Below are 12696 nucleotides of genomic sequence, written 5' to 3'. Positions count from 1 at the left end.
GCGCGGGGCTCCTCAGACGTGTGCGTGGTAGTCGGGTGACTGCCGCTGCTCGACGACGCTCCGGGTCTTGTCGTCGAGTTCGACGAGGTGACAGATGGGATTGCCCGGGTAGACGACCGGGTTCTCCAGGATCCCGACGAGCACGCCCGTAAACGGGGCCTCGACGGACGTGTTGTCGTTCTTGAACGGGTTGGTGATCGTACAGATCCGGTCGCCGGCGTGGACGAGCGAGCCGACCTCGTAGTGCATGTCGACGATCCCGCCGGCGTCGGCGCGGATCCAGGTCTTCTCCTTGTCGTCCGTGATGACCGTCCGCCAGCCGGGCCACCGGACGAGCGTCGACTCCCGGAGGCCGTACTCGGCGAACACGGATTCGGCGCCCGCGAGCGCGTCGTCGATCAGCGTCCGCTGGAAGCGGTGGGCCTCGCCCATCTCGACCGTGATCGTCGGCACGCCGGCCTTCGTCGCCTCTCCCCTCAGCGTCCCGTCGGGGCCCTCGCCGTCGATGATGACGTTCGAGCCGAACGCGCGGGCGAGCCGGGCGACCCCCTTGTGGGTCATGTCGGCGCGGACGTGCAGCATGTTCGTCCGTCCCCGCGTCGAGGTGTGGAAGTCGAGGCCGAAGTCGCAGGGCTCGATGAAGTTCTGGAAGATGCGGTAGGCCATCCGCTTCGCCGAGGTGGACTCCTCGTGGCCGGGGAACGACCGGTTGAGGTCGCGGTCGTAGATCGGGAGGTAGCGCTGCTGGGCGAGGAACGCGGGGACGTTCAACACGGGCATACAGACCAGCGTCCCCGCGAGGTTCGAGAGGTCCCACTCGAAGGCGACTTCGCGGACGACCTCGATGCCATTGAGTTCGTCGCCGTGGGCCGCGGCGGTGAGAAACACCGTCGGTCCCTCGCGCTCGCCGTTGATGATGGTCACCGGGATGCGAACGGGGTCACCCAGATACGTCTCGGAGATGCCGTAGCGGATGTTCTGGGTCTCGCCTGGATCGACCCGTCCCCCGTTGTACGTAAACGCCCCGTCGCTCGTCATATATGCGCTACTGACCGCCCGCGTATTTAAATGGTGAGTCACCGGAACCTGCGCTCGATCGACGTGTGCGTTCCCACACGTGTCGTGAGCGCGCGAGTCAGTCACACGGCGGGGCGGCAACCGTCAACACTTTTTCGACCGGTCCGAAACCCCGAGGACATGACCGAAACGGACGACGTACGGGTGGGTGTTCTCAGCCTCCACAACAGCAAGGAGACGAAGGCGATCCTGAACGCTGTCGAGGACCTGGGCCACACGCCTGTGTGGCTCCGCCGTGAGAACGCCGCGATCAACATCGAGGGGAGCGAGGTGACCGTCGAACCGGAGGTGGACATCATCGCGAACCGCCTGCTCCTGTCGAACACCGAAGAGCCCGCGGAGCTCCTGGGGCTGGCGACGACGTTCAACCGCATCCGCCCCATGCTGAACGAACCCGACGCCGTCCTCACCGCGATCCACAAGTTCGCTACGGCCGCGACCCTGGCGAACTGGAACATCCAGGTGCCGGACGCCCTGCTCGCGCTGTCGAACGAACGGCTCAACCAGGGCAGAGAGCGGTTCGGCGACGTCGGCGTCTACAAGACCGCCATCGGTACTCATGGCGGCGGCACGTGGAAGGTCGACCTCACCGAACCCGTCAACCCGAAGGTCGGCAACCGGCAGGCGTTCCTCCAGAGCCTCATCGACCGCGACGAGACCCGGCACCGCGACCTCCGGGTGTACATCGTCGCCGGCGAGGTCGTCGGCGCGATGTACCGCTACGCCCCCGACGGGGACTGGCGGACAAACGTCGCCCTCGGCGGCGCGGTCGAGGACGCCACGGACGACATGCCGACCGAGGCGCGCGAGACGGCGCTGTATGCCGCCGAGGTCATGGGCCTCGACTACGTCGGCGTCGACCTCGTCGAGGGCGACGACGGCTGGTTCGTCCTCGAAGTGAACCCCACCGCGGGCTTCAAGGGACTCCACCAGGCGACGGGGACCAGCGCCGCGCCGCACATCGCCAAACTCGCCATCGAGACGGCCGGCGGCGCGGTCGACGACGCCCGGGTCGAACAGCTCTCCTCGACGCTCGACGACTCCACGCCCTCCTGTAAGCCGCGGTCGGCGATGACCCAGCGCGAGGACACGCCACTCATCGGCTACATCGAGGACGTCGTCGTCTCGGGCACCAGCGGCTCGACGACCACGCTCGCCAAGTCCGACACGGGTGCGACCCGGACGAGCATCGACACGTCGCTCGCCGCGGAGATCGGCGCGGGACCGATCAAGAGCATGACCCGCGTCAAGAGCGGGTCGGTCAAGGGTGGGAAGGCCCGGCCGGTCGTCGACCTCGTCATCGGAATCGGCGGCCGCCAGCACACCGTCACCGCGAGCGTCGAGGACCGCTCGCACATGGACTACCCCGTGCTCTTGGGACGGGACATCCTCCAGCACTACCGCGTCGACGTCCGCCGGCGCTCCGACGCCGAGGACCGCAACCTCGACGAGGAGGAAGAAGAACTGCTGGAGTGAGGGGCACGCCCGGTGGCGGGCCGACCCGCTGCCCCGACTGTGGCGCACGCGACGTCCGCGAGCGCCGCGAGACCGGCGGTGGCTGGCGGCGTGTCTACCGATGTGGGGAATACGGAGCCAGGGTGCTGCCGGGCGGGGGTGACTGACGCCTCGGAGGGCGTTACCGCTCGATGACCTCCGCGACCGACTCGGCGACGTCCTCCTTCGAACGCCAGAGGTAGAGGCTCGCGTAGCTCCGGTAGGGCCGCCACACCTCCGCCTTCTCGACCATCTCCTCGCGGGAGAGGTCGCCGTACAGCGTCCGCATCCCCTTTCGAATGCCGAGGTCCCCGACGGGGAAGACGTCCGGGCGGCCCAGCGCGAACATGAGCTGCATCCGAGCGGTCCAGTCCCCGACCCCCGTGATCGACGTGAGCTCCGCGACGACCGCCTCGTCGTCCATTCCGCTGAAGCGTTCGTGAGAGTAGTCGCGCTCGACGAAGGCCTCGGCGACGTTCCGGACGTAGCGTGTCTTCTGCCGCGAGAGACCGGCATCCTTCAGCACCGTCTCGTCGGCCGCGAGGACGCCCGCGGGCGTCACGTCGACGGCCGCGAAGAGGCGCTCGCGGGTCGCCGCGGCCGAAGCCATCGACACCTGCTGGCGGAGGATCGAGGTGACGAGTCGTTCGAAGAGGTCCTCGGCGGGTTCGATCCCGAGTTCGCCGTGGTCGTCGATGAGCGCCGCGAGCACCTCGTCGGCCGCGCGGAGGTGGTCGTGGGGGGAGTCCGTCGCTGTCACGTCCGAACGTTCGGCGGCGGGGAAATAGCGGTTTCGTCCCCTCACGGTTGCGTCGCGATGTCCCGCTGTCGTCTCGTGGGCTCGATCGGATCCGGCGCCGAAAAGCGGGGTGTAGAAACGGCACGGAGACGGTCGCGGACGCGACGATACGCCACGAACACCGAAGCGGCAGAGCCGCTTCGAGCCTTCACGCCTTGGTTCGCTTCACCCGATCGCTCCCGCGCGCCGACTGCCTCGGTGATGCGGTGGCGCGTGACGTCGCGCGGTTCAGCCGCGCGACTCACGCGCGAGGGATGACCGAACCAGCGGAGCGAGTGAGGGAATCGGCTGGGGAGGTCGTGGCCTCTCGCCGCGCATCGTGAACTGTTCGGCCGTCCCGCTCTACTCACTCTCTCTCGAGTACGGCCGTCCCGCTCCACTCACACCCTCTCGAACGCGACACGACCAGAGGTCAGAGGTCGTTCATAGAGGCCGTGCCCACTCACGGACACGAGGGAAAGGTTCAACAGACGACCTGCCCACGACCGCGCATGGACGCAGACTCGGAGCCGATCACGGCCGACGACATCACGACCGTCGCGGTCCTCGGTGCGGGGAACATGGGCCACGGCATCGCCGAGGTCGCCGCCCTCGCGGGGTTCGAGGTGACCCTCCGCGACATCGACGAGGAGCTCGTCGGCCAGGGGTACGACGAGATCGAGTGGAGCCTCGGGAAGCTCGCCGAGAAGGGCCACGTCTCGCGTGAGGAGGCCGACACGGCGCTGGCGCGGATCACGCCGCTCGTCGACCTCGCGTCGGCGGTCGAGGACGCGGACGTCGTCGTCGAGGTGGTGCCCGAGAAGACCGACATCAAGAAGGACGTCTACGCCGCCGTCGAGGAACACGCCCCCGACCGGGCCGTCTTCGTGACCAACACCTCGTCGCTATCGATCACCGAACTCGGGCGCGAGACCACGAGACCGGAACGGTTCTGCGGGATGCACTTCTTCAATCCCCCCGTCAGGATGCAGCTCGTCGAGGTCATCTCGGGGGCCGACACCAGCGCGGAGACGCTCTCGCTGGTCGAGTCGCTCGCCGAGCGGATGGGCAAGACCCCGGTTCGAGTGAGAAAAGACAGCCCGGGCTTCGTCGTCAATCGGGTGCTCGTCCCGCTTCTCAACGAGGCCGCCTGGATCGTCGACGCCGGCGACGCCACCGTCGCCGAGGTCGACTCGACCACGACGTACGGCCTCGGCCTCCCGATGGGGAGCTTCGAACTCGCCGACCAGGTCGGTCTCGACGTCGCCCTGCACGTCCTCGAATACATGCACGACGAACTCGGCGACGTCTACGAGCCCTGCCCGCTTCTCACCGAGCAGGTCGACGCCGGCGACTTCGGCAAGAAGTCGGGCGCGGGCTTTTACGACTACGCCGACGGCGACGGTGCGGTGATCCCGAACGACCGGGTGCGCGACGACGTCCGCGAGCGACTGCTCGCGGTGATGGCCAACGAGGTCGCCGGGCTGATCGCCGGCGACGTCGCCGACGCTCCGGCGATCGACCGCGCGATGAAGCTCGGTGCGGGCTTCGCCGACGGCCCGGCGAAACTGGCCGACGACGCCGGGCTAGACCACCTCGTCGACCGCCTCGATTCGCTGCACGACGCGACCGGCGCGGCGCGGTACGTGGCCGTCGATCACCTCCGCGACCTCGCCGCGGCGGGCGGACGGTTCCACGCTACCGTGGACGGGGAGACGGTCGACTACGACACCATCGCAGTCGAACGCCGCGACGGAGTCGGCCAGATCGTCCTCGACCGTCCACACCGGATGAACAGCATCGACGCCACGGTGCTGGACGAACTCGACGACGCCGTCACCAGGCTGGAAGACGACGACGAGACCCGGGCGATCCTGCTGTCGGGCGCCGGCGACCGCGCCTTCTCGGCGGGTGCGGACGTCCAGCGGATGGTCGCCGAACTCGACTCGCTGTCGGCCGTCGACCTCTCGCGCAAGGGCCAGCGCACGTTCGGCCGCTTCGAGGAGTCGCCGCTGCCCGTCGTGGCCGCCATCGATGGCTTCTGTCTCGGCGGCGGGATGGAACTGGCGACCTGTGCGGACCTCCGCGTGGCCTCCCGGCGGTCGTCGTTCGGGCAACCCGAGCACAACCTCGGGCTGACCCCGGGCTGGGGCGGCACCCAGCGGCTCGGCCACATCGTCGGCGAAGGGCGCGCGAAGGAGATCATCCTCACCGCCGAGCGGTTCGACGCCGAGACGATGGCTGACTACGGCTTCGTCACCGAAGTCGTCGCGAACGACGCGATCTGTGACCGCGCGTTCGAACTCGCCCGCGACCTGGCCCGCGGGCCGCCCGTCGCCCAGGCGTTCACCAAGCGCGCGATCCTCCGCGGCCGCGACGACACCGAGGCGGGGCTCGAAACCGAGGCACAGGGGTTCGGCCACGTCTTCGGGACCGACGACGTGACGGAGGGGATCGCCGCGTTCGACTCCGATCGCGACCCGGAGTTCACCGGCGAGTGAACCCGCCTCGCACGGGCGGAACGACGGGAAGACGGAACCCTTAAATTGATTCCGTGGTCACAATCGAGTGCCGCTCGGTTGGTGTAGTCCGGCCAATCATCTTGGCCTTTCGAGCCGAGGACAGGGGTTCAAATCCCCTACCGAGCATCCGACGGCTTAGCCGTCGTGCGATTTTCAACCGTGGCATGGAGCAAGACAGAACCATGCCCAAAGCCGAACACATTAGAAGGAATCACACACCCACCGCCGTCATGCGATTGGGGTTCTTGTCAGGCCGAATTTATGTTTCGGAGTGGTCCCGGTGAGTCTCAACGTCGAAGATTTCGCCGTAACCACCAGCAAGAGCCGAGACATGCTGAATCAGAAGGAACTCATCGACTACCGAAGTCAACGAGAAGATTTCATCCGTTGGCTCATCTACCTCGGTAAGGACCCCCAGATGGCTGAAGGGTACAGTCGGGATACCATCAACAAAACTGCCTACCGTACGGAACAACTCAACCGATGGGTCTGGTCGCAGGAAGGTGGCTATACGATGGCACTCACGCACACACGCGAACGAGTATATGCAGGACCTCCTGTACTCCGATACCTCCAGTTCGCACAAGGGGAACACGCAGAAGTCCACCAAACGGTTCTTCAAATTCCTCACCCACGAGAAGAACGGTGACCTGTGGAACCAGACCGGTCCTTCAGTTCTTCCTCCGGGGATGCTGGCCCCCGAGAGTACCTGACTATCGAAGAGCCGAAAAAGATTCGAGAAGCGGCACTGGAGTACGGCTCGATTCCAGCCTACAACAACCTCACTCCAGAAGAACGAGATAACTGGAAGGCCCATCTCGCACAACGCTTCGACAAGCCAAAGAGCGAGGTCGTCCCAGCAGACTGGGACCGAGCGAACGGCTGGAAGTTCACGACGATAGCGTGGACAAGTCTCGATGCCGGCCTGCGGCCTGTTGAGGTAGAACGAGCGAAGGTCAGCTGGGTCGATGTGGACAATGCGGTTCTCCGCATCCCGAAAGAGGACTCCGCGAAGAACGAAGGCAACTGGGTCGTCAGCCTGACCGATAGAACGGCGGAGGGACTGGAGCGGTGGCTTGATGAACGGGAGCAGTATGACCGCTATAATGGCAGGGACGAGCTTTGGTTGACCCGAGAGGGCAACCCGTACCAGTCAACGAGTCTCCGACGTCTCATCCACAAGCTCTGCGACATCGCCGACATTTCAACCGAGAACCGCAAGATGAGCTGGTACGCGCTTCGCCACTCGGTCGGAACGGCAATGAGTCACGAGCGGGACCTTGCGGCGGCGAAGGCCCAACTCCGTCACAAGAGCGAGCAGACGACGATGAAATACGATAACGTGCCTGTTGAGCAACGGCGGGAGGCGTTAGAGCGGATGGAATAGTCTACGAACAGCGGTTCAGCAAACTTCGGACCGCCGTATTGTATAACGGCCTCTGAGGGGTTCGCATTTCACAAACTCACCTATTTCATATTAGAGGCTCTGTTGAAACCCTCAGCCGCTGATAGTTTGTCGAGGACGTGCTGAATACAGAGCGCGAATCGGTCGAGAGATGAACCCTGGAACCTGCCTCGGGAACCACCCAGTGACCCCAGGGGCAGGGTAACTGGAGCCACCACCGTAGGAGATAGCCAGCAGTTGTAGCAGAATCCCTTGACCGCACGACCCGAGCGCACGAGCGCCTGGCTGCCGCACCGTTCGACCAATGGACAGCAATCTTAATGCTGTATAATACCTATCAACACAATAATGAAAATCGACGAATTCGTGGGTTTCAGCCGACGCTGGCCGGTTCTCGACGTACTGCGGGCGGGACCACTCGACCGGCGTGACCTCCAGGAGCAGGTCGGCGTCTCGCGGCCGACGATTCACCGCCAGCTACGAGCGCTCCGAGACGCCGGGCTGGTGACGAAGCGGAACGGGACGTTCACGCTCACTCCCGTGGGTAAAATCGCGGCCACCGAGTTCAGCCGAACGTTCGAGATCATGGACACCGTCTCCACGCTGGGGCAGATCTTGCCGTGGCTTCCGGTCCCGGAGTTCGACTTCGAGTTCGACCGACTGCGAGACGCGGAGGTCACGCTGCCGGGCCGCACTGATCCGTTCGCGCCGACCAGACGGATGTTGCAGACCATCCACGAGGCCGACCACATCCGTATGGTAACATACACCTTTCTGCCGGAAGGTGACCCGGCTGATAGACGGTGTTTCGTCGAAGAGGGGCAGTCCTTCGAGGGAGTCTTGGACTCGACCCTCGTCCGCTCACTCTCCGAGGACCCGGCCTCGGCAGACCACCTCCGAGAGCTCCTCTCACGAGGGATGCGGATCAGTATCGCCCCTGAACCGGTACCCCTCGTCTTGACCATCGCAGACGAGCAGGTCATCATCGGCGCCGTCGATGACGATGGCAGTCCCCGGGGGCTGATCGTAACCGACGACGAGGTGATTCGAGCGTGGGCCGAGGAGACAGTCGACGACTACCTCGCGCGGGCAGAGCAGCTTACTCCGAAGGCTATCGACACCCGAGTAGTGGCCGCCGACGGTGGTGGGTAACCCGTAAGTCCACCAACCTCATTCGGCCCGTTCGGGGAGCGGGCCCAGGAATTCGAAGCCGTATCGCTCACCGGTCGCGAACAGCGACTGTAGCATCTCCTCGGTCGGCTCGATGGGCTCAGGGAGCGACCGGTTGTCGGTCTGCTGGCCGACATCCCTGAAGAAGCCCTCGGCACCACCTGGCGTCATGACCGCGATGACACGACAGACCTCGTCGCCCTCGTTGGCGAAGCCGTGTACTTCACCGCCCGGGACGTAGCCGGACGTGCCCGGGCCGAGCGTCTGGTCCCATCCGTCGACGTGGAGCCGCGCCTCGCCTTCGATGACGTGGAACACCTCGCTCTGTTCGTGCGTGTGAAGCCCGTTCTCGAACATCGGCGGGACCAGCATATCGAGCACCAGGTACTCACCGTCGGTCGTTTCGGCGTCCGCCGTGATCGACAGATTCGCGCCGAGGACGTGGTAGTGTTCAGGTGTGGTTCGGGTATCGGATTCGGGAGTGTAGTTCGACATAGGGCTTTTTTGTGAGGCGGATGCAGGTCCGCAGCTGGACCGTTGAGCCTGCCCGCCCCGTCGACCGTACCAAGGCTCCAACAAGGATTGTAGTTACCCAGTGAGATTCTCTCGCCCGCCGAGACGTGGGCGTCAGACCGACGCGGAGTACTCATTCACAGAAGCTGTGAAAGGTACTGAGCAACGCAGCCAACTGTCGGTATAGAACGCTACGAGTCCCGTTTTCCCGTCTTCTGCATTCACGCTCTGTATCGGTCACGCCGTTTGTATCAACTTCTAAGGGTTTCAACAGAGCCATATTACATAGTTTCTCTTGGTGCGTGTAAGATGTGGGGCGCGTATCCGGCATAGTTGCTCGGCGAAGAGATTTTTATCCAGCGATATGATGCCGTGATATGGACCTCGCCCGGGCCGCCAAGTTCGGTTCCGTCGGAGCCACCGGTGTCATCCTCATCTCTTTTGGGAGCGCTGGCCTGATGGGAATGGCTTGGGCTGACAGGATTAGCGGCTCCGAAGGAATGGCCATCGGCAGCATGATGATGGTTGGTATTGCGGGGACTGCAATTACAGTATTGTTCTTGTTCGTCGTCATCGGGGCATTCCTTGACCGGGAACTGGAAGCGCGAGGACTCGGTAATCTCGAAGAGTAAAGTCCCGACGACTGACCGAAAATAACTAACTCACCTGTAGATACCGGCCTACTGCATACCCTCTGAGTCTTGCACGCTGTTTCTGTCAGAAGTGATACTATCTGCCCGCTGGTGAAGGGATGAACTCGCAAGTCGAGGCTTGAAGTACCACTACGATTCACTCTCTGATTTTGTGTAGAACAAGATCTCCGACTCGATGCAGAGTTCTAACTTGATGGCCGTCCAAGTTGTTGAGATAAGGACAGATCTTGACAGTCAGTATGGCCGCCGAACACTTCTACGGGGAATAGGCGTGACCACGTTGGGGGTCGGTCTTGCAGGATGTACCGGGCCTGCGTGGCCGCCGGAAGATATTCCACATGATAACCCGCTCGGCTTCGGAAGCGAAACACGTTACCGATCGTTTCGTCCGGTTCTCACGAGTGGTGATTATGGGGTAGTTGTATATACGTCGGGTTCCTGAGTCGAGACGTACCCTGGAGGCCCCCCACAGCATGGCTACTCACCCCCAGCTCGTCGGTGACGAACCGGAGCCCGAGCAGTTGACGAAAGACACCGTCTTCTCGGTGTTGAGTAACCAGCGACGGCGGCGGGTCCTCCGGTGTCTCCGCGACGAGCCGGACGGGTCGAACATCCGCGAACTCTCGCGGCGGATCGCCGCGTGGGAGAACGAGGTTCCGGTCGAGGAGGTCACGTACAAACAGCGAAAGCGCGTGTACACGTCGCTCCACCAGACCCACCTCCCGAAACTCGCCGACGCCCACGTCATCGACTACGACCGCGACCGCGGCACGGTCGCGCTCACGGACCACGCGGCGACGCTCGACGACTTTCTCACCGCCTCCGACGCGCCGTCGGTCCCGTGGCCCCGGATCTACCTCGCCGTCGCCACGGCGGGCGTGGTCGCCACCCTCCTCGCCACCGCCGACCTCCTCCCACCCGGAATCCCCGACGTCGCCGTCGCCGGGGCCATCGCGTTCGCGGTCGCCGTCGTCGCCGGGATTCACAGCTACACGGTCGACGGCGGCTCGGTGCTCCCGGTCGTGGGCGACCGCACGTCGGGCGGCGGGAAAGACGACTGATGCGCCGGTCGAACCCTGCCCGTCTCGGGCCCGGCTCCGGCCCGAACGGATGACGTACGCCCGCCCGCTCCTCGTGGCCGTCACCCTCGTCGCGAGCGTTGCCACCGCCGGCAGCCTCTACTTCAGCCTCGGACTCGGGCTCGTCCCCTGTACGTTCTGTTGGTACCAGCGGATCCTGATGTACCCCCTCGTCGTCGTCGCCGGCGTCGCGGCGGTGGAGGCGAGAGCGGACGTCTGGCGGACGGTTCTGCCGCTCTCGCTCGGGGGGACCGCCGTCGCGGCCTACCACGTCTATCTTCAGTTACGCCCAGCGGCGGCCGGCACCTGCGGGATCGACCAGAGCTGTGCGGCGGTGCAGTACCCGATTGCCGGCGGGTTGCTCACCATCCCGCGGCTGTCACTCGTCGCGTTCCTCCTCGTCTCGGCGCTCGCGCTCGTCGTCGCCGCTACCGACCGCGCCGAGTCGACGAACCCCTGGGCCTGAGTGTGGCGCGTGGCCGGCGTGGTGCGATCGAGCCGAGCTACCGGAGCTTCTCGTACGACGCGTCCAGGTCGAGCATCGGCTCGGGGTAGTCGACGCCGAGTTCGACGCCGTGCGCCGCCTGCTCGTCCGCCGACAGCCGCCAGGGCTCGTGGGCGTACTCCGGCGGGAGCGGCTCCAGCACCGGAAGCCAGTGCGTGACGTACTCCGCCCGGGCGTCGTACTGCCGCGCCTGCTTCACGACGTTGAAGTAGCGGTCGCGGGAGTCGTTGCCGACGCCGGCGATGTACGCCCAGTTACCGTAGTTCGAGCAGGGCTCGTAGTCGACCAGTTGCGTCTCGAAGTACGCCGCGCCGCGCCGCCAGTCGATCCGGAGGTTGTTCGCCAGGAACGAGGCGGCGTTCTGTCTCCCTCGATTGGACATGTACCCCGTCTCGTTCAGTTCGCGCATGTTCGCGTCGACGAACGGGATCCCCGTCTCGCCGTGCGCCCACAGATCGAACGCGCGGTCGTCGTCGCGCCAGTCGATGTCGTGTCGCTCGCGGATGCCCGGTCGGGAAAAGAACTGCCCGCCGTGTTTCGCCACCTGGAACTGGAAGAAGTCGCGCCAGATGAGCTCGAAGAGGAGCCAGTACGTCGAGTCGTTTTTTACCCGGAGCTCCTCGTACCGCCGCACTTCGTCGTGGACGTACCGTGGCGAGAGGCAGCCCTCGTTGAGCCACGGCGAGAGCTTCGAGGAGTATCCCTCGCCGATGAGCCCGTTTCGGGTCTCCTTGTACTCGCGGAGGCGGTCCGCGTCCCAGACGTACGATTCGACGCGGTCGAGTGCGGCTGACTCGCCGCCCTCGAACGGGAGCACGCCCCGGCCGTCCGGGTCGGGCGCGCGGGCCGCGGCGACCGTCTCGTCGTCCAGTCCCGGGAGCGTCGCCGGCGTCGGGACGTCTCCGGGGCCGACTGCGTCCCCGACGGCGTCGGGGAGCGGCGGGAGCGACGGCGTGGCTACTTGCTCGCGGACGCTCGCCTCGCGCTCGACCGACTTGCGGAAGGACGTGTACGTGTCCGAGACCTCCGTGTAGGGGGTGGGGAGGTCGTTGACGTGGTACAGCGTGTGCCCCCAGAGCCGCCGCACCCGCACGCCGCGCTCGCGCAGGCGGGCGGTGACGGATGACTCGACCCGCGCCTCCTCGGGTGCGGGCCGGGTGTGCATCGCGACCACGTCGGCGTCGACCGTCGTCGCGAGGTCGGCGAGCACTTCTTCGGGTGGTCCTTCACGGACGACAAGCTCCGAGCCCCGCTCGCGGAACGACGCCCGGAGGTCCGACAGCGCCTCACAGCGGAAGCGAGCCCGGTGGGGGCCGGTTTTCCCGAACCGGAACGAGTCGGGTCCGCCGTACGGTCGATCACCGTACGTACGGGGGTCGACGACGTACACCGGGAGGAGTCGGTCGGCGGCGGCCGCCTCGGAAAGCGCCTCGTTGTCGTGGAGCCTGAGGTCCCGCCGAAGCCACAGGATCGCCGTGGTCGTCATGGCCGGGCTAGGGA

At 65.4% G+C, this 12696-nt stretch carries 11 protein-coding genes and 1 tRNA gene; 8 read left to right on the top strand and 4 right to left on the bottom strand.

Going from position 1 to position 12696, the window contains the following annotated elements; all coding sequences use genetic code 11:
- Positions 1 to 12: 12 nt before the first annotated feature.
- Positions 13 to 1038: a succinylglutamate desuccinylase/aspartoacylase family protein gene (locus NKJ07_RS04275; protein ID WP_318569355.1), complete on the bottom strand. Its 1026-nt coding sequence runs from the start codon at positions 1036 to 1038 to the stop codon at positions 13 to 15.
- 159 nt (positions 1039 to 1197) lie between these two features.
- On the opposite strand from NKJ07_RS04275, the gene NKJ07_RS04270 reads away from it, so the two are divergent.
- Positions 1198 to 2553, top strand: a complete 1356-nt coding sequence (locus NKJ07_RS04270; protein WP_318569354.1) for a putative ATP-dependent zinc protease — start codon at positions 1198 to 1200, stop codon at positions 2551 to 2553.
- A 160-nt stretch (positions 2554 to 2713) separates the two neighbouring features.
- Here NKJ07_RS04270 and NKJ07_RS04265 read toward each other — a convergent pair whose 3' ends face one another.
- Positions 2714 to 3331, bottom strand: a complete 618-nt coding sequence (locus NKJ07_RS04265) for a DNA-3-methyladenine glycosylase family protein (RefSeq protein ID WP_318569353.1) — start codon at positions 3329 to 3331, stop codon at positions 2714 to 2716.
- 551 nt (positions 3332 to 3882) lie between these two features.
- On the opposite strand from NKJ07_RS04265, the gene NKJ07_RS04260 reads away from it, so the two are divergent.
- From NKJ07_RS04260 to NKJ07_RS04245, 4 genes are all read left to right on the top strand, one after another.
- Positions 3883 to 5850 (top strand): 3-hydroxyacyl-CoA dehydrogenase/enoyl-CoA hydratase family protein, encoded by a 1968-nt coding sequence (locus NKJ07_RS04260; protein ID WP_318570529.1) that lies wholly within the window; start codon positions 3883 to 3885, stop codon positions 5848 to 5850.
- Positions 5851 to 5922: 72 nt separating this feature from the next.
- Positions 5923 to 5997: transfer RNA gene (locus NKJ07_RS04255), tRNA-Glu, on the top strand.
- A gap of 526 nt (positions 5998 to 6523) precedes the next feature.
- Positions 6524 to 7258, top strand: coding sequence for a tyrosine-type recombinase/integrase (locus NKJ07_RS04250; protein WP_318569352.1), 735 nt, complete (start codon positions 6524 to 6526; stop codon positions 7256 to 7258).
- A 366-nt stretch (positions 7259 to 7624) separates the two neighbouring features.
- Entirely contained in the window at positions 7625 to 8428 is an 804-nt protein-coding gene (locus NKJ07_RS04245) for a helix-turn-helix transcriptional regulator (protein WP_318569351.1), read from the top strand.
- A gap of 18 nt (positions 8429 to 8446) precedes the next feature.
- On the opposite strand, the gene NKJ07_RS04240 is transcribed toward NKJ07_RS04245, so the two are convergent.
- On the bottom strand, positions 8447 to 8941 hold the full coding sequence (locus tag NKJ07_RS04240) for a cupin domain-containing protein (protein WP_318569350.1): 495 nt from the start codon (positions 8939 to 8941) through the stop codon (positions 8447 to 8449).
- 395 nt (positions 8942 to 9336) lie between these two features.
- Between NKJ07_RS04240 and NKJ07_RS04235 the strand changes: the two genes are divergently transcribed.
- The 3 genes from NKJ07_RS04235 to NKJ07_RS04225 all read left to right on the top strand — a co-directional run bounded on the left by NKJ07_RS04235 (position 9337) and on the right by NKJ07_RS04225 (position 11157).
- Entirely contained in the window at positions 9337 to 9591 is a 255-nt protein-coding gene (locus NKJ07_RS04235; RefSeq protein ID WP_318569349.1) for a hypothetical protein, read from the top strand.
- 494 nt (positions 9592 to 10085) lie between these two features.
- Entirely contained in the window at positions 10086 to 10673 is a 588-nt protein-coding gene (locus NKJ07_RS04230) for a DUF7344 domain-containing protein (RefSeq protein ID WP_318569348.1), read from the top strand.
- Between the two features lie 49 nt (positions 10674 to 10722).
- The gene (locus NKJ07_RS04225) at positions 10723 to 11157 is read left to right on the top strand and encodes a disulfide bond formation protein B (RefSeq protein ID WP_318569347.1); all 435 of its coding nucleotides are present in this window, start codon (positions 10723 to 10725) and stop codon (positions 11155 to 11157) included.
- 37 nt (positions 11158 to 11194) lie between these two features.
- Here the strand turns inward: NKJ07_RS04225 and NKJ07_RS04220 are convergent, their stop codons facing one another.
- On the bottom strand, positions 11195 to 12682 hold the full coding sequence (locus NKJ07_RS04220) for a DASH family cryptochrome (RefSeq protein WP_318569346.1): 1488 nt from the start codon (positions 12680 to 12682) through the stop codon (positions 11195 to 11197).
- Positions 12683 to 12696: the final 14 nt, after the last annotated feature.

The organism is Salinigranum marinum, assembly GCF_024228675.1.
Classification (GTDB): domain Archaea; phylum Halobacteriota; class Halobacteria; order Halobacteriales; family Haloferacaceae; genus Salinigranum; species Salinigranum marinum.
This window is presented reverse-complemented; position numbering and strand designations above follow the sequence as displayed.

Coding starts and splice junctions, on each gene's coding strand:
- NKJ07_RS04235 (WP_318569349.1), top strand. CDS start 9,337: ATGGACCTCGCCCGGGCCGCCAAGTTCGGTTCCGTCGGAGCCACCGGT.
- NKJ07_RS04245 (WP_318569351.1), top strand. CDS start 7,625: ATGAAAATCGACGAATTCGTGGGTTTCAGCCGACGCTGGCCGGTTCTC.
- NKJ07_RS04225 (WP_318569347.1), top strand. CDS start 10,723: ATGACGTACGCCCGCCCGCTCCTCGTGGCCGTCACCCTCGTCGCGAGC.
- NKJ07_RS04240 (WP_318569350.1), bottom strand. CDS start 8,941: ATGTCGAACTACACTCCCGAATCCGATACCCGAACCACACCTGAACAC.
- NKJ07_RS04270 (WP_318569354.1), top strand. CDS start 1,198: ATGACCGAAACGGACGACGTACGGGTGGGTGTTCTCAGCCTCCACAAC.
- NKJ07_RS04275 (WP_318569355.1), bottom strand. CDS start 1,038: ATGACGAGCGACGGGGCGTTTACGTACAACGGGGGACGGGTCGATCCA.
- NKJ07_RS04230 (WP_318569348.1), top strand. CDS start 10,086: ATGGCTACTCACCCCCAGCTCGTCGGTGACGAACCGGAGCCCGAGCAG.
- NKJ07_RS04220 (WP_318569346.1), bottom strand. CDS start 12,682: ATGACGACCACGGCGATCCTGTGGCTTCGGCGGGACCTCAGGCTCCAC.